General features: G+C 40.3%; 19 protein-coding genes. 17 read left to right on the top strand and 2 right to left on the bottom strand.

Going from position 1 to position 20,572, the window contains the following annotated elements:
- Positions 1-199 precede the first annotated feature (199 nt).
- On the top strand, positions 200-1,156 hold the full coding sequence (locus ACGTNI_RS12435; RefSeq protein WP_394462841.1) for a hypothetical protein: 957 nt from the start codon (positions 200-202) through the stop codon (positions 1,154-1,156).
- On the opposite strand, the gene ACGTNI_RS12430 is transcribed toward ACGTNI_RS12435, so the two are convergent.
- The gene (locus tag ACGTNI_RS12430; RefSeq protein ID WP_394462839.1) at positions 1,109-1,774 is read right to left on the bottom strand and encodes a FadR/GntR family transcriptional regulator; all 666 of its coding nucleotides are present in this window, start codon (positions 1,772-1,774) and stop codon (positions 1,109-1,111) included. The two genes, ACGTNI_RS12435 and ACGTNI_RS12430, sit on opposite strands and share 48 nt — an antisense overlap.
- Before the next feature lie 199 nt (positions 1,775-1,973).
- Between ACGTNI_RS12430 and ACGTNI_RS12425 the strand changes: the two genes are divergently transcribed.
- From ACGTNI_RS12425 to ACGTNI_RS12410, 4 genes are read left to right on the top strand one after another with little or no spacing between them, the layout of a single operon-like run.
- Entirely contained in the window at positions 1,974-2,696 is a 723-nt protein-coding gene (locus ACGTNI_RS12425) for a FadR/GntR family transcriptional regulator (protein WP_394462837.1), read from the top strand.
- Positions 2,697-2,756: 60 nt separating this feature from the next.
- Positions 2,757-3,440, top strand: a complete 684-nt coding sequence (locus tag ACGTNI_RS12420) for an RraA family protein (RefSeq protein ID WP_394462835.1) — start codon at positions 2,757-2,759, stop codon at positions 3,438-3,440.
- On the top strand, positions 3,433-4,506 hold the full coding sequence (locus ACGTNI_RS12415; RefSeq protein WP_394462833.1) for an Ldh family oxidoreductase: 1,074 nt from the start codon (positions 3,433-3,435) through the stop codon (positions 4,504-4,506). Before ACGTNI_RS12420 ends, ACGTNI_RS12415 begins: the two co-directional genes overlap by 8 nt.
- Positions 4,507-4,539: 33 nt before the next feature.
- Positions 4,540-5,448, top strand: coding sequence for a fumarylacetoacetate hydrolase family protein (locus tag ACGTNI_RS12410; protein WP_394462831.1), 909 nt, complete (start codon positions 4,540-4,542; stop codon positions 5,446-5,448).
- A 247-nt stretch (positions 5,449-5,695) separates the two neighbouring features.
- Here the strand turns inward: ACGTNI_RS12410 and ACGTNI_RS12405 are convergent, their stop codons facing one another.
- Positions 5,696-7,411 carry a dihydroxy-acid dehydratase gene (locus tag ACGTNI_RS12405; protein WP_394462829.1) on the bottom strand — a complete coding sequence of 572 codons (1,716 nt, stop codon included), beginning with the start codon at positions 7,409-7,411 and terminating at the stop codon, positions 5,696-5,698.
- 327 nt (positions 7,412-7,738) lie between these two features.
- Here ACGTNI_RS12405 and ACGTNI_RS12400 point away from each other — a divergent pair, with 327 nt between their 5' ends.
- The 12 genes from ACGTNI_RS12400 to ACGTNI_RS12345 all read left to right on the top strand — a co-directional run bounded on the left by ACGTNI_RS12400 (position 7,739) and on the right by ACGTNI_RS12345 (position 20,468).
- The gene (locus tag ACGTNI_RS12400; protein WP_394462868.1) at positions 7,739-8,995 is read left to right on the top strand and encodes a nickel pincer cofactor-dependent isomerase, group 22; all 1,257 of its coding nucleotides are present in this window, start codon (positions 7,739-7,741) and stop codon (positions 8,993-8,995) included.
- Positions 8,996-9,010: 15 nt separating this feature from the next.
- Complete coding sequence (locus ACGTNI_RS12395) at positions 9,011-9,310, top strand: UxaA family hydrolase (protein WP_394462827.1); 300 nt, start codon at positions 9,011-9,013, stop codon at positions 9,308-9,310.
- Between the two features lies 1 nt (position 9,311).
- Positions 9,312-10,478 (top strand): UxaA family hydrolase, encoded by a 1,167-nt coding sequence (locus ACGTNI_RS12390; protein WP_394462824.1) that lies wholly within the window; start codon positions 9,312-9,314, stop codon positions 10,476-10,478.
- A 124-nt stretch (positions 10,479-10,602) separates the two neighbouring features.
- Positions 10,603-11,613 carry a tripartite tricarboxylate transporter substrate binding protein gene (locus tag ACGTNI_RS12385; protein ID WP_394462822.1) on the top strand — a complete coding sequence of 337 codons (1,011 nt, stop codon included), beginning with the start codon at positions 10,603-10,605 and terminating at the stop codon, positions 11,611-11,613.
- 56 nt (positions 11,614-11,669) lie between these two features.
- A complete protein-coding gene (locus ACGTNI_RS12380) occupies positions 11,670-12,143 on the top strand; it encodes a tripartite tricarboxylate transporter TctB family protein (protein ID WP_394462820.1) in 474 nt (157 codons plus the stop codon).
- A 12-nt stretch (positions 12,144-12,155) separates the two neighbouring features.
- Positions 12,156-13,688 carry a tripartite tricarboxylate transporter permease gene (locus tag ACGTNI_RS12375; protein WP_394462818.1) on the top strand — a complete coding sequence of 511 codons (1,533 nt, stop codon included), beginning with the start codon at positions 12,156-12,158 and terminating at the stop codon, positions 13,686-13,688.
- A gap of 16 nt (positions 13,689-13,704) precedes the next feature.
- The gene (locus ACGTNI_RS12370; protein WP_394462816.1) at positions 13,705-14,706 is read left to right on the top strand and encodes a 2-hydroxyacid dehydrogenase; all 1,002 of its coding nucleotides are present in this window, start codon (positions 13,705-13,707) and stop codon (positions 14,704-14,706) included.
- A 31-nt stretch (positions 14,707-14,737) separates the two neighbouring features.
- Positions 14,738-15,523, top strand: coding sequence for an SDR family oxidoreductase (locus ACGTNI_RS12365; RefSeq protein WP_394462814.1), 786 nt, complete (start codon positions 14,738-14,740; stop codon positions 15,521-15,523).
- A gap of 599 nt (positions 15,524-16,122) precedes the next feature.
- The gene (locus ACGTNI_RS12360) at positions 16,123-16,764 is read left to right on the top strand and encodes a hypothetical protein (RefSeq protein ID WP_394462812.1); all 642 of its coding nucleotides are present in this window, start codon (positions 16,123-16,125) and stop codon (positions 16,762-16,764) included.
- Positions 16,765-16,780: 16 nt separating this feature from the next.
- Positions 16,781-17,680: an ATP-grasp domain-containing protein gene (locus ACGTNI_RS12355; RefSeq protein WP_394462810.1), complete on the top strand. Its 900-nt coding sequence runs from the start codon at positions 16,781-16,783 to the stop codon at positions 17,678-17,680.
- A 4-nt stretch (positions 17,681-17,684) separates the two neighbouring features.
- Positions 17,685-18,548: an ATP-grasp domain-containing protein gene (locus tag ACGTNI_RS12350; protein ID WP_394462808.1), complete on the top strand. Its 864-nt coding sequence runs from the start codon at positions 17,685-17,687 to the stop codon at positions 18,546-18,548.
- A 138-nt stretch (positions 18,549-18,686) separates the two neighbouring features.
- Positions 18,687-20,468 (top strand): sigma-54-dependent Fis family transcriptional regulator, encoded by a 1,782-nt coding sequence (locus tag ACGTNI_RS12345; RefSeq protein WP_394462806.1) that lies wholly within the window; start codon positions 18,687-18,689, stop codon positions 20,466-20,468.
- The last annotated feature ends 104 nt before the right edge of the window (positions 20,469-20,572 follow it).

Raw genomic sequence — 20,572 nt, 5'->3', positions numbered from 1 at the left:
AGCAGAGATTTCAAGTGGGATTACGATGAATCTCCCTTTGTTAGTTTTAGTCCTGTTAGTACCATTAATATCCATCCCTTTAAAGGTCAGAGGATATTTCAAGACTGTACGGTTCTTTCTGGAGAATATGGCGGTAGATACAAAGAAAATATTTGGAAGTATCTCCTTTTTTATTTTTTGCATGGGGCCTGTTTTAAACTTGGGCTCTATTCGAGTTTTACACGAAACCATCAAAGATATAAAACTTTCATCTGTACTATTGGCTAAGTCTTATCTGGTTGGGTTTTCTACTGTTATTTTATGGTCGCCGTATTTTGCCTCCGTAGCCCTGGTCTTGTATTACCTTGAAGTTCCTTTTGCAAACTATGTACCGCTTGGTTTAAGCATGGCCGTTATACAAATGTTCATAGGTAATCTGCTGTTCCGGTTTTATACCAAGGCGAATGATACCGAGAAAGGAAAGCAGGAAGAGGCTGCCGTAACGGAACTTAGAGAGGTGAATAGCCAACAAAATAGTATTCACAAGAAAAAATTATGGTCATTAATTGGTATTATCATCTTATTAATGGGATCCATTTTCTTATTGGAATACATTACAAAATGGCCGATGATGTTCTTAGTAAGCGTGGTATCGGTAGGCTATCCACTCCTCTGGTCACTTGTCACCAGGCAATGGAAAAGTGTAGAGAACCACTTTATTGAATTTAAAGACAGCTCACTGCCACGTATGAACAATGAAGTTGTTTTGTTCATTAGTGCAGGCTTATTTGGAAAAGCGTTGCAAGGTACAATTATTGCAGTATTTATCCGTAAATCTCTAAACGATATTGCCTCGATGTCTTTTCTCTTATTCATACTGGCAGTGATGGGAATCATTGTTTCCTTATGCTTCATCGGTATTCACCAGATAGTTGTAGTTACCGTTCTTGTCACCCAAATGGATTCATCTTTTATTGGTACTACACCTGAAGTTCTTGCACTTTTGATTATGATTTCCTGGTCAATGGCAGCAGTATTAAGTCCGGTTAACCCACTGAATCTACTCGTTAGTGGTTCCGTCAAACATTCAGGAGTGGACGTAGGGTTCAAGTGGAATGGTATCTACCTTTTATCGATGTTCGTCATAGGAACCATCTTCGTTTATGCCGTCCACTGAGTTAGACTGTTCCTGAAAGGATTGAAAAAATTCCTGCAGGGTTTGTCGATCTTTTTTATAGAAAGCAATCTTCAGGTCATCAAGTTTCAACGGCGATGTAACAGTCTGGAAGAAATGATGATTGGTTAACAGGACATAAATGTTATTCCATAAGGAGAGGTAATACTCATTCGATAGTTTTTTTCCAAGTTCATTGATCCATACGGAAAATTCCTTCCAGAAATCTTCATTTTTTCCTGATTGAAGACTGATGGAAGTATCCTGTTTTAAAGTTGTAATGATAATTTTCTCTGCGTTCATTAAAGCTATATCAAAGTATTTAGTCAATTCTTTCGAGTCGGCTTGGTTCTGTGTAATGGTCATAGGTATCAAAAAAGGAGGCGGTTCAGACACAAACGTCCCTCCACCTTGTCTTGATTCCAGGTATTTCAGAAGTTCTAATATTCTCAAACCTTCTCTTACCGAAGATCTGCTTACTTCAAGTAATTCACTTAATTTTCTTTCTGGTGGCAGTTTATCACCTTTTTTTAATTCTTCGTCCTGAATATAAAAGATAATTTGTCGTATGACTTCCTCAAACATTCGTGGTACTGTCTCTAGTTGATATTTTTTACTCATTATCATCACCGTCTTTTTTCCTTTGTGTAATATATTTTACCAAAAAGCTTTATACAAAAATAGTGAGCAGGGTATTGACTCAACGATAGATTTTATATAAAGTAATTAGTAAGAGTTAAAATTTTCTGAATATTGGTCAGACCATCATAACAAATAACAGGATGAAGATAATACATTAACTAATAAGATGGTGATAGTAATGGCATTGAAGCCGATTAGAAAAAAACGATTATTCGAAGAAATTATTCTGGCAATAGAAGAATACATTCATGAGGAGGGAATACGGCCGGGGGATCGGCTGCCGTCTGAAAATGAACTTTCAACAATATTCCAAGTAAGTAAAACAGCTGTCAGAGAAGCAATGAGTGTACTGCATGCCAATGGGATCATTGAAAAAAGGACCGGAGCTGGAATCTTTTTAAAAGAGTTATACGGGGAGAGTATTGCAGAGAGGGTAACAAACAACCTGCTTGATCGCAGTGAAATGCAGGAAGTTTTAGAGTTTCGCCGGGGAATGGAAGTAGAGGCTGTTGCTTTGGCTGCTATCAGAGCTACAGATAAAGATATGGAAGTGATTCGTCAAGCGCATCAAAACCTGGTAGATGCCCATAAGGCCGGCTCATTAGGTTTGGAAGAGGATTATATCTTTCACTATTCCATCATACTTGCTTCCCACAACTCTATTTATAAAGATGTGTTTGACAGGGTTTCTAATAAATTTGAGGAAGTCATGAGAATAAGTAAAATGCAATCTTCTAATGTCCCGGGAAGATTTTTAGAGGCTTACAAAGAACATGAAAAAATACTGAATGCGCTTCAACTAAAAGATCCACAGGCTGCCTCCGAAGCAATGAGGCATCACCTTACACAAAATGAGAAGAAAATTTGGGCAAATATTAAGCAGAGTAAAGAACCGATGTAATGGTTCTTCTCACCATAAAATGGTCAGACCATAATAAAATTATAAAGGAGGAAGTAGCGAATGAGAAACGTAGGGTTCCGGATCAAGGAAAATTTTGAGAGATTAGAGGAAGGTGTTATAAGAGGATTTCAAGATATACCCACCCCTAATATTGGCGATGTGATGGGAAGACAGTGGGCGATGCATCACTCTATTAAACCAATTAATCATCCCGGCATGCACATTGTTGGAAGCGCATTCACCGTGAGAACACATCCTTCTGATAATCTCCTTGTACATAAAGCCATGGATCTTGCTAAACCTGGAGACATTATTGTAATTGATGCCTGCGGCGACATGGGAAATGCGATTTTAGGGGAACTCATGTGTCACTATGCGAAAGTTAAAGGAATTGCGGGCTATATTGTTGATGGTCCTGTCCGGGATTTGAAGGGTATTGCCGATATGGGATTCCCGGTTTTTGCTAGAGGAGGTACCCCTCGTGGTCCCTATAAAGAAGGACCGGGAGAAATTAATACGACAATCAGCTGTGGTAACGTGCCTGTTTCACCGGGCGATATTGTCGTAGCAGATGATGATGGAGTCATTATTATTCCTAAGGAAGATGTTACTGCTGTAGCTAGTGATGCAAAAGAGTTAGCAGCAAAAGAAGTGGAAATTATCAAGTCTATTTATGATGGTACATGGGATAGAACATGGGTGGATGAGGTCCTTCAAAAGAAAGGGTGCTTAGTATTTGAATAATTATCAAGGGGAACGAATTCCTAAAGAAAATCTAGAAACCTTTGTTGAGAAAATCTTTCTTAAAGGTGGACTGGATGAGGAACAATCTAAATTAATTGCAAGGCACCTGGTGTTCGCAAACTTGAGAGGAGTAGATTCTCACGGTGTCAGCAGAGTGGGCATTTATACTAAACGCCTGGATAAGAATCTGTTGAATAAAAAATTTGATCCGGTTATCAAGCGTGAATCTCCTGTTAGTGCTTTAATTGATGCTCAGAATGTCTCGGGGATCCCTGTCGCCACCTATGGAATGGAAATGGCAGTTGAAAAAGCTAAGAAGTCAGGAGTTGGCATTGTAGGAATCAACAATTCCAATCATTGTGGGATGATGGCTGATTACGTTAAGAAAGCTGTTGATAACGATTGTATTGCCATTGCCACCACTAACGCTCCTTCCAATATGCCTCCATGGGGCGGAAAGGAACGTTTCTTTGGTACCAATCCATTTTCGTATGGGGTGCCTGCTGGGGAAGAAGCTAATATCTTATTTGATATGGCTACAAGTAAGGTGGCCAGAGGAAAGATACTATTGGCAGAAAAAAATAAACAGGAGATTCCAATAGGTTGGGCGTTATCGCCTGAAGGGACTCCCACCACTGATGCAAGTAAAGCGGTGGATGGCGTGGTGTTACCTGTAGGGGAACATAAAGGCTATGGGATAGCATTTTTAGTGGAAACCTTGTCTGCACTCTTTACCGGGGCTGCATTCGGCCCTTATATTGGCGATTTATATAAGGAATTAAATCATTCTCAAAACGTAGGGCAGTTCTTTTTAGTCATGCGAGCCGACTTATTCCAAGAGCTGGAGACATTTAAGAAGAGAATGGATCAAATCATCAGGGAGGTAAGGGAAGTTCCATTAATGGATGGTGCAAAAAAGATATATCTTCCTGGGGAAATGGAAATAGAAACCGCAAAGGAACGAGAGGAAAATGGTATTCCATTATCACTGGAAATTATCGATGAACTAGTTCAGGTTGCACAACGATATAAAATAGAGCCCACGCTTATTAAAACCTATGTCTAAAATAAAATAATTAAATTAAAGGGGAGAGTAAGTATGAGATTAGCTACTGTAAAAAGAAACGGAGAAGAAAAGGCTGCTGTCATTACAAAGAAGGGTACTATATTAATTGAATCCATCAACCGCAATCTTAATTTCAATTGGAGTACTAACTTATTTGACTTAATACAATCAGGACAAGTCAACCATTTACAGGAATGGTACCAGGCAGAAGGTGAAAGTAAATTAGATAGCTTCTTTGAAGTCATTTCTAACGAAGATACTGAATACGGACCTTTATATAGGCACCCACGAAAAATATGGGGAATAGGCCTGAACTATGTAGAACATGCCTCTGACTTAAGCGAACAAGCACCCAATAAAGAGCCAGCAAGCTTTATGAAGCCAGATACAACAATCATTGGCCCTGGTGACCATATTAAAGTCCCGCACCAATCAGAACGGACAACCGCTGAAGCTGAGCTGGGCATTATTATCGGGAAAGAGTGTAAAAATGTTAGCGAAGAGGATGCGCCGAATGTCATTGCAGGTTTTACTACGATCATTGATATGACTGCTGAAGATATTTTGCAGCATAACCCACGGTATTTAACAAGATCGAAAAGCTTTGATTCTTTCTTCAGTTTTGGTCCGGAACTCGTTACTCCTGATGAAGTCGATGAGGTATTAGACTTAAATGTTTCTACTGTTATCAATGGGGAATTACATCGTAAGAATGTCGTTTCCAATATGACTTTCAGACCTTGGGATCTGGTTTCTTTTCATTCCAAAGTTATGACACTGTTGCCAGGTGACATTATCTCTACAGGAACTCCTGGAGCTGTCGTAATAAGAGATGGCGACATTGTAGAATGTCAGATTGATGGGTTTAATAAACTAGTAAATCCGGTCAAGGATTTAAAAGTATCGTCTGTACGGGATAAAGTAGAAATAGTCAACAAGTAAGAGTCGTGCATATAAAAAAGGGTTGTCCTACAAGTCTTAATAGACTTACTGGGGCAGCCTTTTGTTATTATTGATACCCTAAAAGTAGGACAGGGCTAACTATAAGTAGTCCAGCAGTCCAGCAGGTAGGTGTCCAGGTAGAACAGACTAAAAACGGCTAACGAAAAAACCACGAAGAAAAATAAAATTCTTCGTGGTTTCTCATTTTAAAGAGTCTTTAGGGATGGAAATTGAAATCCTAATATTTTTATTCTGTTTTTACTTTACTCTTGTTTGTTGCCAGCAGAAAGTCGAAGTCACACCCTTTGTCTGCTTGTAAGGCGTGGTTTTGGTAGAGGCGCGTGTACCCCCTGTCCTCAAATACGGGAGCTGTCCATTCGCCTTTTCTTTGCTCTAAGTCCTCCTCTGATACGTGAAGTTCCAGTTTGCGGTTTTCCACATCGAGTTCTATTATATCTCCAGTTTTAATCAATCCAATTGGTCCACCGACTGCTGATTCGGGAGCAACGTGCAGGATTACTGTTCCAAATGCTGTTCCACTCATTCGTGCATCTGAAATCCTCACCATATCGCGGACCCCTTGTTTTAGCAGCTTATTGGGGATTGGCAGCATCCCGGCCTCAGGCATCCCTGGTGCGCCTACAGGTCCGGTGTTTTGCAAAATCATGATATCCTCGGGGCTGATATCCAGTTCAGGGTCATCAATCCGATTTTCCAGATCCTGAGATGAGGTAAACACTACTGCTCTCCCGGTATGTTTTAATAATTCTGAAGAAGCTGCTTTAGGCTTGATGACAGCGCCATCTGGTGCAAGGTTACCCTTCAGAACAGCTATTCCACCCTCTTTATGTAAAGGAGATTCAAAGGAGGTGATAATGTTTCGGTAAACATCCGATACTTTGACATCATTAAGGCTGACTCTTAAAGGATAACCTGTTACTGTCATTTCCTCTAAATGAAGGAGTGGCTCTAATTCTTTGAGAACAGCAGGAGTTCCACCTGCTTTATAAAAGTCTTCCATTTGGTATTGCCCAGCTGGCCGTAAATTAGCAATAAAAGGCGTCGTCCTGCTTAATTGATCGAATAAGTCAAGGGGTAATTCGATACCCAGGCGTCCTGCGATCGCTGTGAGGTGAATGACAGCATTCGTTGAGCCGCCAACCGCCATTAATGCCCGGATACTATTTTCAAGAGAATTTCTTGTAATAATTTGGGAAGGGCTCACGTCTTTTTCCACTAGTTCTACAATCTTTTTTCCTGTGTCAATAGCATGTTTCATTCGTTTATTCTCTGTTGCTGGGATGGCCGCGCCTCCAGGGAGCATCATTCCCATCGCTTCAGAACAAACGGCCATCGTACTTGCACTTCCCATTACCATACAATGTCCAGCTGTAGGTGCCAGAGATGCGTTGATCTCTTCAATACTTTCCTCATCAACTTCTCCGCCACGATATTCTTGCCAGAAGAACCGGCAATCTGAGCAAGCTCCAAGCGTTTTCCCTTCATATTCACCATTGTTCATGGGTCCGCCTGTAATCATGATAGAAGGAATGTCGGCGCTCGCTGCACCCATCAGTTGGGAAGGGGTCACTTTGTCACACCCACCAATTAGAACAACTCCGTCAATAGGTTGGGCTTTTATCATTTCTTCTGTATCCATTGCGGCCATATTACGGTAAAGCATCGTTGTCGGACTAGTATTGATTTCCCCAAGGGATATAGTAGGGAACTCCAAAGGAATGCCACCAGCCATTAATACACCTTTTTTAATGGCATCAATTAACGGTTGGATGTGGGAGTGGCAGCGGTTGATTTCACTTTTTGTATTACAAATACCGATTACAGGCTTCTCGAAATCTTCTTTTTCAAACCCCAGATGTCGGTTGAATGCCTGTCTTATGAATTTGCTGAACCCCGCATCTCCATAAGAGGTAAGTTTTTTTTCTTTTTGTTTCCCAGTCAATTTATTTCCTCCTTAATAAAAATCATTTTATATTATGGTATGACCAATATGTATGTGTACTACCTTTATCCATATACTATCATAAAATTGGAATAATAGAAATAAAATTCAGAATATTATGGAGTTAAATGCGGATCTGTAGCACATAAACCGTTATATACATTTTAAAAAGTTGTATAAATCCTATTGACAAAATTTTCTGAAATATTATAAGATAACAACAACTTAATATGATTCACAAAATTTTATATTCATTCACTTAAATTGGTCTGACCATAGTAATATAATAATTTGATTTAGAGTAGAAAGGAGGAAATGATGGTGAAAATGATGGAGATTAAACAGAAATTCTCAAATGAAAAACTGAGTTCTGTAGAGCGTAAAGTTCAAGAAGAAATTATGAAAAATTTATCTGTAAGTCAGTTGCCTCCATCTGCAGACATAGCTATCACTGCGGGGAGCAGAGGAATCACTAACATAGTATCAATTTTAAAAGCGACAGTGGATACGCTTAATTCCATGGGTTTTAACCCTTTCTTAGTGCCAGCTATGGGGAGTCATGGAGGTGCCACGAAAGAAGGTCAGTTGGAAGTATTAAAGCACCTGGGCATTACGGAAGATTCTGTGGGAGCCCCAATACGGTCATCCATGGAAACAGAATACGTTGGCATAACACCCAATGGTAAACCCGTCTATATGGATAAAATAGCGTATCAAGCTGATGGGATAATTGTTGTCAATCGTGTCAAAGCTCATACAGCATTTCGCGGCAATGTTGAAAGTGGGCTCAGTAAAATGGTCACTATCGGTTTAGGAAAAAGAAAAGGTGCTTCTTTTGTACATAGTGATGGAGCACTACAAATGGCGGAAAATATTGAAAGCGTATCCAAGTATGCCCTCGAAAATACAAACATACTGATGGGATTAGCTATCATCGAGAATGGCTACGATGAAACTGCCGACATCGTAGCGATAAACAAATCCGAATGGCATCAAAAAGAAGCCGACCTGTTAAAGTGGTCAAAAAAGATGATGCCACGGCTTCCGATTGAAGATATTGATCTATTAATTGTAGAAGAAATGGGAAAGAGTTTCAGTGGTACAGGCATGGATCCCAATATCATTGGAAGATGGAGGATCAATGGTGTACCTGAACCAACAAAACCTCGGATAAGTAAAATTGCTGTATTAGACCTTAATGATGCCTCATTTGGTAATGCTCAAGGAGTTGGGCTTGCTGATTTCACCACTAAACGTTTGTTTGACAAGATTGACAAAAAATCTACCTACACGAATGCACTAACCAGTACATACCTTCAACGAGCTATGATTCCACTAATATATGAAACTGAAAAAGGAACCGTTGAAACCGCCATCCAAAGTCTCGGACCAGATAAAGACGTAAATGATAGTAAAATCGTCCAAATTCCAAATACCCTTCATTTAAGTAATATATTCATTTCTCAAGCAGTGTTAAAACAGATGGAAGACGATCAAGGATGTTTCGAAATACTAGGTGAACATGAGCTTTCCTATGATGAAAATGGCAATCTAGCCAAAAAAATTACGGTTTATTCTTATTAGAAAGGAGGGAGGATCTTGGAAACAGCTACGCAAACGAAAAAAGGGGCGCTTGTCATACATCCTGAGGACAATGTTGCTGTAGCTCTCTCGGATTTGCAAAAAGGGGAAAAGTGTTCGGTTAGACTGGGAGAATCAGAGCAAAGGGTCACTGTTTTAGCCGACATAAGTTTTGGTCACAAATTGGCGCTTTGTCCAATTGGAAAAGATGAGAGCGTCTTAAAGTATGGAGAGGAAATAGGGAAGATGAGTGAAGTTGTCAATACAGGGGGATGGATACATACCCACAACATGTATTGTGAAAGGGGGATGAAGTAAATTGGACACTTTTATGGGCTATGCCAGAAAAGATGGACGAGTAGGGATACGAAATCAGATTGCTGTTATACCATCCGTGTTTTGTGCCGCTAAGGTAGCGGAACGGATTGCTTACCAAGTACCCGGCTGCGTTTATTTCAGACATCCGGTTGGGTGTAGTCAGGTAGGAGAGGATCTAGAGGTAACAGCCAAGACATTAATTGCGATAGGAAAGAATCCGAATTTTGCGGGTGTCGTGGTAGTTGGGTTAGGTTGTGAACGATTTTCACCCTATGAACTGGCAAAAGGCATCGCTCCTTCTGAAAAAATGTTAGAAACGGTAGTGATTCAAGAAGAGGGGGATTCTTTAGCTGCCATTCAAACAGGAAGCAGGGTCGCACGAGAGATGCAGCAAATCGCTTCCCGGCAAACGAGAGAGGAATTTCCAGTCAGTGAATTAATGGTTGGGTTGAACTGTGGTGGTTCAGATATGACCTCTGGGCTTCTAGCCAATCCAGCGTTGGGATATGCATCCGATAAACTTGTGAGCCAGGGAGGCTCCTCGATATTAAGTGAAATCACGGAATTAATAGGAACAGAAGACATATTAGCCAGGAGAGCAGTGAATGATGAGGTTGCAGGGTTGATAAGAGAGACGATCAATCTTACCGAAGAAAAGCTTTGTAGGCAAACCAAGGGTTCGACTAACAAGGACCGTACCCACCTTATTTCTAAAGGGAACTATGACGGAGGCTTATCAAGTGTAGTAGAAAAATCCTTGGGAAGTATGAAGAAGTCTGGAAATGCTCCTTTCAGTGGGGTGATTCAGTATGGACATCAGCCAGATAACAAAGGTTTGTTTTTGTTAGACTCTCCAGGGCATGATGGTGAAGTATCAACTGGCGAAGTTGCAGCGGGGGCGCAGATTATTTTGTTCCCGACCGGGCGTGGTACTCCTACTGGTTTTCCTGGAATACCAGTAATAAAAATTACCGGGAATCCAAAAACATATATCAAAATGAAAGAGAACATCGATATTAACGCAGGAGCTGTTCTGAAGCAAGAAAAGACTATCGAGCAAGTAGGAGAAGAAATCTATAAGGAAATCCTGGAAGTCGCTTCTGGAAAACAAGTTAAAGCAGAGATATTAGGACATGATGAACAATTTTGTGTAACTCGTCTTCCGTAGGATTAAATGAAAGCGCTTTTATAAGTGTTGATTCAATATTAATAAAAGGGGGGATTCATACATAAAAAATGCATGATCAGGCTGTTGGCAACCGCTTTAAAACTTAAATAAGGAGCTGAATAATTTGAAAAAATTACTATCTGCATTTATGTTGCTTGGACTTATTTTGTTATTGGCCGCTTGTAATGGGGACGCGAGTGGCACTTCGTCGGAAAATAGTAGTGGATCAGATGGTGGAAGTGCAGAAGGTTTTACCGATAAACCGATTAACGTAATTGTTTCTTATGCAGCTGGGGGAGGCACCGATACGGGTGCTCGTATCTTGCTTCCATATGTTGAGGAAGAATTGGGAGTTGATATAAATGTCATCAACAAACCTGGTGGAGGAGGCTGGGTCGGCTGGACAGAACTTGCTAATGCAGATCCGGATGGATATACCATCGGTTATATCAATACCCCTAACTTGATGACTGGATATCTTGACCCGAAATACAACCGCGATCAAAGTCTTGATAGTTTCACTCCGATTGCCAACCATGTGACTGACCCAGGTGCAATTGCAATCCGTCCAAATGATGATCGTTTTTCGAACGTTGAAGAGCTTATGGAATATGCGAAGGAAAATGAATTAACTGCAACTTCTACTGGAGCAGGTAGTGATGACCATTACGCATCTTTGAAATTGAATGACAAATTCGGTACCAAATTCAAGGCTGTTCATAACAGTGGGGCTGCAGATAGTCGCGCAGCAGTCCTAGGTGGTCATGTAGATGTTTTATTTGCCAACGTAGGGGAACTGGCATCCCTTCATAAGGATGGAGAGGTTAAAATTGTTGCTGTCATGAGCAAAGAAAAGTCTCCATTCTTGGAGGATGTACCAACTTTAGGTGAAAGTGGATATGAAGATGTATTTTCCTGGTCTGCTCGGGGGCTAGCCGCACCAGCGGGAATAGATGAGGAAAAACTTGAAATCTTACGTGCAGCTTTTGAAAAAGGAATTAAAAACGAGGAACAAATAGAAAAAATGGGTGAAATGGGATTACAGGTAGAATATTTAGATGGAGAAGATTACGACCAGCTATTAAAAGAGGATGAAGATGGAGTTAAAGCTCTGTCAGATCTTATGGGGTGGTAATCATAACATCAACCGGGCAGAAATGCCCGGTTGATACATAGAAGGAGGAAGGAAAAATGAGCAGTAAACTCCACCAGGATTTATATGTAGGAGTAATAGTTATTGGCGTGTCTATCTTCCTTTTTGTCAAAACGCAAGGACTGATTGAAGAGGCTGCCAGATACCCTCAAGGATTATTGGTTTTATTTACGCTCTTTGGGATCTTTATTATTTTAAAAGGAATAAAGAAAACGAAATTACTAAGAGAGGGCGAAGAGTTAAAGTATGACGGGGATGAAGCCCCATTAAATATGAAACTACTTAAATCCCCACTTATAACAGTTGCGATAGTAGTCGTTTATGTATGGCTGTTATCTTTCATCGGTTTTTTTCCTGCTACAATTCTCTTTATGGCTTCCTACCTTGGTTATATGCAAGTAAGAAGCTGGAAAGCTTATGCTTTCACTATTGTAGGTTTAAACTTATTCATTTATTTAGTTTTCGTCATGCAACTGAACGTACAACTGCCAGCTGGAATTTTCTTCGAATAGGAGGTGCTGAATTTGAACGCTGAAATTTTAGGACAAGTTGCTCAAAACCTATTATCATTTCAAACCATTCTTGCGTTATTTCTGGGAGTTTTCGGTGGTATCATTATCGGAGCACTGCCAGGACTAAGTGCCACAATGGCTGTTGCTTTGCTGGTTCCTGTTACTTTTGGAATGGAACCGGTAGCGGGTCTAACTATGTTAACAGCTATTTATACCTCCGCATTATACGGGGGATCTATTTCTGCTATTTTAATTCACACCCCAGGTACCCCGGCTTCTGCGGCCAGTAGTTTGGATGGTTATCAGATGACCCTGAAAGGGCAGGGAGCCAAGGCAATCGGGATGGCTACTATATCTTCCATGATTGGGGGGACAATCAGTGCATTGGCTTTATTATTCCTCGCTCCTCCACTATCTAAAATATCATTAGCCTTCAGTGCACCTGAATATTTTCTTATTGCGGTGTTCGGACTGACAATTATCGGTAGTCTTGCAGCAAAGTCCATGGTAAAGGGATTAGCAGCTGGGGTAATTGGGTTATTAATTGGTGCTATCGGCGTTGATATTTTGACTGGTTATCCACGATTTACATTTGGGAGCATGTCACTAGAATCAGGTATTGCACTAGTCCCGGCAATGATTGGGCTGTTCTCTTTATCCCAGGTGATGATCCAGGCGGAAAACCGGGGAAAGAAACAGAAAAAAATTTCATCCGAAGCAATGACTGGTAAAGTTCTGCCGAACAAAAAAGAACTCAAAACGGTTTGGGTAACCATTTTGCGGTCTTCAGGGATAGGGACATTCGTAGGGATGCTTCCTGGAGCAGGCGGCGATATCGGGTCCTGGGTCGGATACAATGAAGCAAAACGCTTTTCTAAAAACAAGGAAAAGTTCGGAACAGGGTATATCGAGGGGGTTGCTGCACCAGAGTCTGCTAATAACGCGGTTACCGGTGGTGCGCTGATTCCTTTGTTAACACTTGGAATACCTGGAAGTTCTACCACTGCTGTACTCTTGGGAGGGTTGATGATTCAGGGGCTTGTGCCTGGGCATGAACTATTCACTACGCATGCCAACATCACTTACTCTGTCATATTTGGTTTTATTATTGCCAGCTTATTGCTTGGTGTGATCGGGTTATTGGGCGCAAGGTTCTTTGTAAAGATATCTGGCGTATCTGAAAAGTTACTGGCCCCAATTATCATTGGCCTTTGTGTAGTGGGTTCATATGCCATCAATAATAATATCTTTGATGTATGGGTGATGGTGGTTTTTGGTGTAATCGGATATTTTATGAGAAAAACCGGCTTCCATCCGGCACCGGTTATCCTGGGGATGATTCTAGGACCAATTGCCGAAAACGGGTTGAGACAGTCTATGTTAATGGCTAAAACCGACTTGTTGACTTATTACTTTACACGGCCTATTTCTGTGGTACTGATTGCACTTACTGTAATTTCTCTATTTTCACCACTGGTTATGAAATGGTGGGAAAAAAGGAATGCGACCAATTTGAAAGATACTCAGGAAACAAAAATCAGTTAATAAATAGGAGGAAATCATGGGGAATAAAAAAATTCTTTATTTTGATAAAACGACGGAAGAATTTAAAGCTATCTTATTAGGGCATAAACCGTCCGGATTCGATTTGTATTTCTGGCATGAGATGGATGATAACGAACGTGAAAGAATTCTTCCAGAGGCTGATTATTTATTAGCTGCTACCCACAAAACGGGAGAAGAGATTTTTTCAAAAGCTGCTAATGCGAAATTTCTTCAAAAGACAGGGATAGGTGTAGATCATATAGATCTTTCCTCTGCCGATACCTATGGATTCCCTGTTTGCAACACTCCAGGTGCCAATGCCACCGGCGTAGCTGAGCTGACAATTTTAATGCTACTAGCTTTATATCGAAAATTACCATTAATGAACAGAACAACCAAATCTGGTAAATGGGAAATGTGGGAGCATCGACCAACATCCTTTGAGCTGGAAGGTAAAACACATGGGTTAATCGGGTTTGGTAACATTGGTCGTCAAACAGCGAAAAGATCACATGCATTTGGAGCGAACATTATTTACTATGATGCCTTCCAAGCTGCACCAGAACATGAGAAAGAGCTGAATGCAAAATTTTTATCGTTGGAAGAAGTATTGAGCCAAGCGGACATCATTAGTCTTCATATCCCACTTTTACCTGAAACGAAGGGGCTTATTGGGAAACAAGAGTTGGAACTAATGAAGGAGCATTCTATCTTAGTAAATGTTGCGCGTGGAGGAATCGTTCAAGAAGATGCTTTATATCAAGCGCTAAAGGAAAGAAAAATTGCCGGCGCAGGCATAGATGTATGGGAACAAGAGCCGCCACAGGTTAATAATCCATTGTTTGACCTAGAAAATGTCATTGCTACTCCTCACATTGGAGCAGGAACAAGAGACACTTTAAATAGGGTATTGCAAACAGCATTTCAAAATATTGAAAGAGTAGAGAAAGGCCAATCGCCCGCATTCGTTGTTAATAATGTGAAAAAGCTTAGGGAGCCTAAAGTTTCTACAGAATAGAAATAATAATTGTTCAGAAGGAGAGCTTTATATGAATTTGAAACTGAATGGAAAAGTGGCATTAGTAGTTGCGTCAAGCCAGGGATTAGGAAAAGCAATAGCTGAACAACTGGTCACTGAAGGTACTAGCGTTATGATCACCAGTCGAAATGAAGAAAAATTGCAAACTGTCTATGAAGAGCTTAAACAAATTGGAAAAGGCAATGTTTCTTACTGCCCTGCAGATATTACAAAAATTGAGGATATCCAAAATCTTGTAACTAAAACAAGGGAAGAATTCGGAAAAATTGATATCCTTATAAATAATGCCGGTGGACCGCCGGGAGGCACATTTGAGAAATTCAGTGATCAAGATTGGCAGAATGCATTTGAGTTAAACCTGTTAAGTTATGTAAGAACTGTCCGTGAAGTACTTCCTGATATGAAAAAAAATGGTGGAAGAATTATAAATATTGCCTTATCATCTATCAAGCAGCCAATACCAGGGTTGATTTTATCCAATACCTTTCGCTTAGGTGTTGTAGGCCTGGCTAAAAGTTTGGCTGAGGAGCTGGCTCCTTATAATATCCTAGTTAATACTATTGCACCGGGCAGAATTGCTACCGATAGGGTTGCTCACCTGGATCAGGTGAAGGCTGAGAAACAAGGGGTTTCTAGAGAAGATATCGAGGAAGCTTCTAAAAAGAACATCCCATTAGGCCGTTATGGTAAGCCGGAAGAATTTGCAAAAGTAGTTACATTTTTTGTGTCTGAGGCGAGTACATATATGACAGGTAGTTCCTTTGTGGTTGATGGAGGGATGGTTAAGGCAATTTAAATTTGAATAAATCAGAGCTATAGTGAGGTATAGCAATCGTGTGAAATTTGTAAAGAAAATTAGGAGCTTCAATAAGGTGATCTCTTTATTTTATATGGGGATCATCTTTTTAAAGTATTAATTTATATAAGTGTATTGAATTCTGCCATTGCTGTGTTTGATTTTGCTAACCTGATTGCTCTGCTTATGTTCTCCTTTACCATATGTGCTGGTGGTGCCTTCTATTTATGTGTTACGCAATTTTGGGGAACGGGCAACTGCTGCAGGAAACATCACCTCTTGATATTAGGGGGTCTGACAGTTGTTCTGGCTAAATGGGGGGGCATTCTATTCATTGAGCTGGAGCCGATTTATCCTGCTTGATCGTGAGTGCTATTTCCTCCTATTTTGTTTCTCATCTTACTACTCGTCCCACCAAAATCGAATTACTGAAGGACATGAATACTAAGCTAAACTAGAGTAAAATAAGGAATTACGTCTCCTGGAATCCGGGACGTGTTTTTTTATGTAAGTTAAATTAAATCCACTCTATTTTATAGATTACTAAGTGGTAATTTGATACGATATCCGATATAAAATTTATTACTAGAGGGTATCGTATGAATTTAATTACTAATGAACAAATACAATCTATAGAAAAAAGATTTATTAACCAAAACTTAGCGGAGGAAACTCATTTTTACCAGCACTCAGGAACTGTCCCTATCATAGTGTCTGCTCCGCACAGTGTTCCACAATTAAGAAAAGGAAACCTTAAGCAAGGGGAATACCGGACGGGGGTGCTGGCAATTCAATTACATGAAGATCTCGGTTGTTTCAGCATGTATAAAACCAGAAATAATGGCGACGATGCTAATTTTGATGAAACTTGTGAGTATAAAGAAGCGCTCATCGAAACGATAAAACATAACCAAATTGAACTATTGATCGACCTCCATATTATGTCGCCGAAAAGAGAAGCGGATATCGAACTTGGTACTGGCCATGGAGAGAACATCTCCTATAATACATACTTGATTGAAAGATGTATCAATAGCTTTAAGGAAAACGGTATAGAAAATATCATCGTAGACGAAAACTTCCCAGCCAGTTATCCTCACACAGTTTCTGCCACCATTGCAAGGGAATGCAATATCCCGTGTATTCAAGTAGAAATGAATTGGAGAATATTAGATACAGAACCAGGACTGGAAAATTTCCTGAACGTATACAATAGCTTGGCTGCAATAGTACGACGATAGAAGGAGAATAAGCGTAATGGGCAAGCCGAATGGTTGGATTATTTATAACGGAAATTCTACTCATGAAAAATTTTATAATTTAGTAAAATGGATCGATACGGTTGCACAGGAAAAAGGTCTAGAGACAGAATTGATCAAGAATAATGAACTGGTTGTTTCCATGGAAAACGGCCAAAGTATTATTAAAGGCAAACATGAGGGAAAAGCTCTGCCTGATTTCGTGATTTTTTGGGACAAAGATATTTATTTGGCTAACCATTTAGAGAAAATGGGACTGAAACTTTATAATAGTGCCTCGGCTATAGAGGTGTGTGATGATAAAGCGTTGACGCATCAGGCACTGGCTGAGAACAGTGTCCCTATGCCAAAAACAGTTATTGGTCCGAAGGTTTTTTATAAAGTGTCATCATTCGAAAATTATGAGTATATAGCGGATGAAATCGGGTTCCCAATGATCATTAAAGAAGTATTTGGTTCGTTTGGCCAACAGGTCTACCTAATCCAGGATTATGACGAAATGATTGAGAAAGTGAAAGAAATCGGAAACAAAGCCCACCTTTTTCAGGAAATGATTGAGTCCAGCTACGGCAAAGATGTCCGTCTGCATGTGGTTGGAGGTAAAGTTGTGGCTTCTATGCTGCGAACCTCAGAAGTCGATTTCAGAGCCAATGTTAGTAACGGCGGGAAGATGCATCGTTATACTCCTTCGGAAGCGGAAAAACAGTTGGCAATTGACGCGGCACAAGCTGTAGGGGCCAGTTTCGCGGGCGTAGACCTTCTGTTTGGAGCAAATGGTGAACCGATTGTCTGTGAAGTGAATTCTAACGCTCATATGAAAAACATTTATGATTGCACGGGGATAGATGTAACGGAATATATCATCGATTTTATCTTAGAGGAATTAAAGAATAGGTGAGCTTATGTACAACGGTTGGATTATTTATGATGAGAAGGATTTGAAGCGCAATCACTTCTTTAAAAATGCCCTGGTTCAAAATGCGAGGAAATTGGACATGTCCTTAACCTCAATGGTAAAAGAAAATTTACTCCACGGGGTGAAAAATAGACAGCATCTAGTTACCTATAATGGAAAAGACGTAGAATTACCTGACTTTGTTATTATGAGAAGCCGGGATTCTTTTTTGAGTAAACAATTAGAGTATCTTGGCATTCGGGTATTCAATAAATCGTTTGTATCTGAAATCGGAAACAACAAAGCAAACACCCATCAATATTTCGCAAGCTTCGGAATTCCAATGATGGAATCCTATTTCATGAACGTAAAAGAATGCGGACAGAACGCCACATTCATTCCATATCCGGTTGTAGTAAAATGCGTGGAAGGCCATGGCGGCAGTCAAGTTCACCTGGCTGCTAATGAAGGAGAGTTACAAAATGTACTGCTTAAATTTCATTCTGACCAGCAATTAATCGTACAGAAATTGGCTCCAGTTATTGGAAAAGACTTGCGGGTATATGTGTTAGGTGAGGAAATTATTGCTGCAGTTCTTCGCACTAATAAGCACGACTTCAAAGCCAACCTCTCTTTAGGTGGAACCGCCGATCTCTATGATTTGAACCAAAGAGAGAAAAAGTTAGTACATAAAATAGCTGAAAAATTAGATTCAGATTTCATTGGTATTGACTTTTTATTTGATTCGGATGGTTCGCTTATTCTTAATGAAGTGGAAGATGTTGTAGGGACGCGATCCCTCTATCAGATTACTGACATAGATATAACTCACCTTTTTATGAACTATATATACGAGGTTTTAACTAATTGAAATTATGCCACCCCGGACCCTCCATATTGTGGAGGGTCCGGGGTGTTGTACTTTTCCCTGTATGATTTTCTAACAAGATATTAGAAAATTGCGAACTTTGTCGTGTTATACTATTACACAACAAAGGAGGGATCGAGTATGAATCTGATGGATATTCAGCCGACGGTACAAAATATTGCAGATGCTATTGCTTCCGTATTGAAAATAGAAGTCGAGATTGCCAACCAGGATTTTATCCGTGTGGCGGGGACTGGAGAACAGGAAAGCGGAGTGCTCCAACAGATGGAAGGCGATCTGGTTTATCAATCAGCTGTACGTACCGGCCGGCCTGTCATCATCGAAAACCCTGGCTTTGAATCCGTTTGTGAGCGGTGCTTCTTTTATCAGAACTGTTCGGAGACAGGGGAAATCTGTTCTCCTATCACTTATAAGGGGGAACCGATCGGAGTTATCGGGCTGCTTGCCTTTAACGAGGAACAGCGGACACGTCTGTTTGAAAATACCAAGGATATATTGAGTTTCCTCGAAAAGATGGCGAATTTACTGGTCAGTAAACTTCATGAACATGAAATGCTGGAGGAGCTGACCAATAACTCACTGAAAATGGCGAAAATGATGAACCTGGTCGAACAGGGCATCATCATTATCGACGAGCAGGGAAATCTGGCGGAAATGAATGTAAAGGCTAAGATGCTGCTTGGTTTTAATGAAGAAAAAGATAAAGATGGGGTTTGTAAACTATTGAACGAGATAGATTACGGTCTACATGATAAACGCCAGACGATCCAATTAAATATAAATGGACAGGAACAGCCGTTATTCGCAACGTTACAAAAACTCATCACCTCACAAAAATCTACCGAATATTTATTAATCCTTCAGGCTGTGGAGGAGATTCAGCACCTTGCCGATCAAGTGGTGGAAGAGAAGAAGAAAGCATTCGAACCTATCGTAGGTATCAGTCCTCAGTTGAAGGAAGTGAAAGATTATGCCTTTAAAGCCTCGCAATCTCACTCCAGTATTTTGATCATGGGAGAAAGTGGTACAGGGAAAGAGGAATTTGCTAAAGCCATTCACCGGGCGAGCCCCAGAAAAGAACATCCGTTCATCACGGTTAACTGCGGTGCTATCCCTGATCATTTATTAGAAAGTGAATTATTTGGTTATGAAAAAGGTGCGTTCACCGGAGCGAATCAATCCGGGAAGCCTGGTAAATTCGAGTTAGCCAATAACGGAACGATATTTTTAGATGAAATCGGGGAAATGCCGGCACAGTTACAAGTGAAATTGTTGCGAGTCCTCCAGCAGATGGAGGTAGAGCGGTTAGGTGGAACTAAAACAATACCGATTGATGTTCGGGTGATAGCGGCAACAAATCGAAACCTCCAATCAATGGTCGACAATGGATTATTTCGAGAAGATTTATACTTCCGACTGAACGTTATCCCAATGATGATTCCAACGCTCCGCAGCAGGAAGGAAGATATTCTTGCTTTAAGCGACTATTTCATTAAACAATTCAATGAAGAGTTTCAGGCGAATGTGCTTGGGTTTGGAAAAGAAGTCAAAGAATTAATGCTCGAACATGCCTGGAAAGGTAACGTCAGGGAGCTGAAAAACTTCATTGAATATGTATTTAACTTCATTCAGGATGGCTGGATCACATTAGACGAAGCGGGTCCGATCATATCACGTAAATTGGAAGTTAAGCCTCAGGCTGACAAACAGGAACTCCCTTTCTTTTCCTTAGAAAAAGTAGAAAAGGAAACAATCGAGAAAGCTCTTATTTATGTGAAAAAGAATGATTTACCTATTGATAAAGCTAGTGAATTGTTGAATATTGGACGGGCTACGTTGTTCAGGAAAATAAAGAAGTATCAAATTGATACATCGTCTCATATTGATACTTCGGCAGGATGATGCGAAATACACTGGCTCTGGTCTCATATTGAGACGAAGGCTGGTGTTATTTTTTTTAGGAAATACTATTAATTCAATATTCTTAATATTGGCACGATAATTGC

It is taken from the genome of Thalassobacillus sp. B23F22_16, from assembly GCF_043496955.1.
Classification (GTDB): Bacteria; Bacillota; Bacilli; order Bacillales; family Halobacillaceae; genus Thalassobacillus; species Thalassobacillus devorans_A.
Note: the sequence above shows the minus strand (reverse complement) of the source record. Positions and strands in the feature narration are given on the sequence as shown.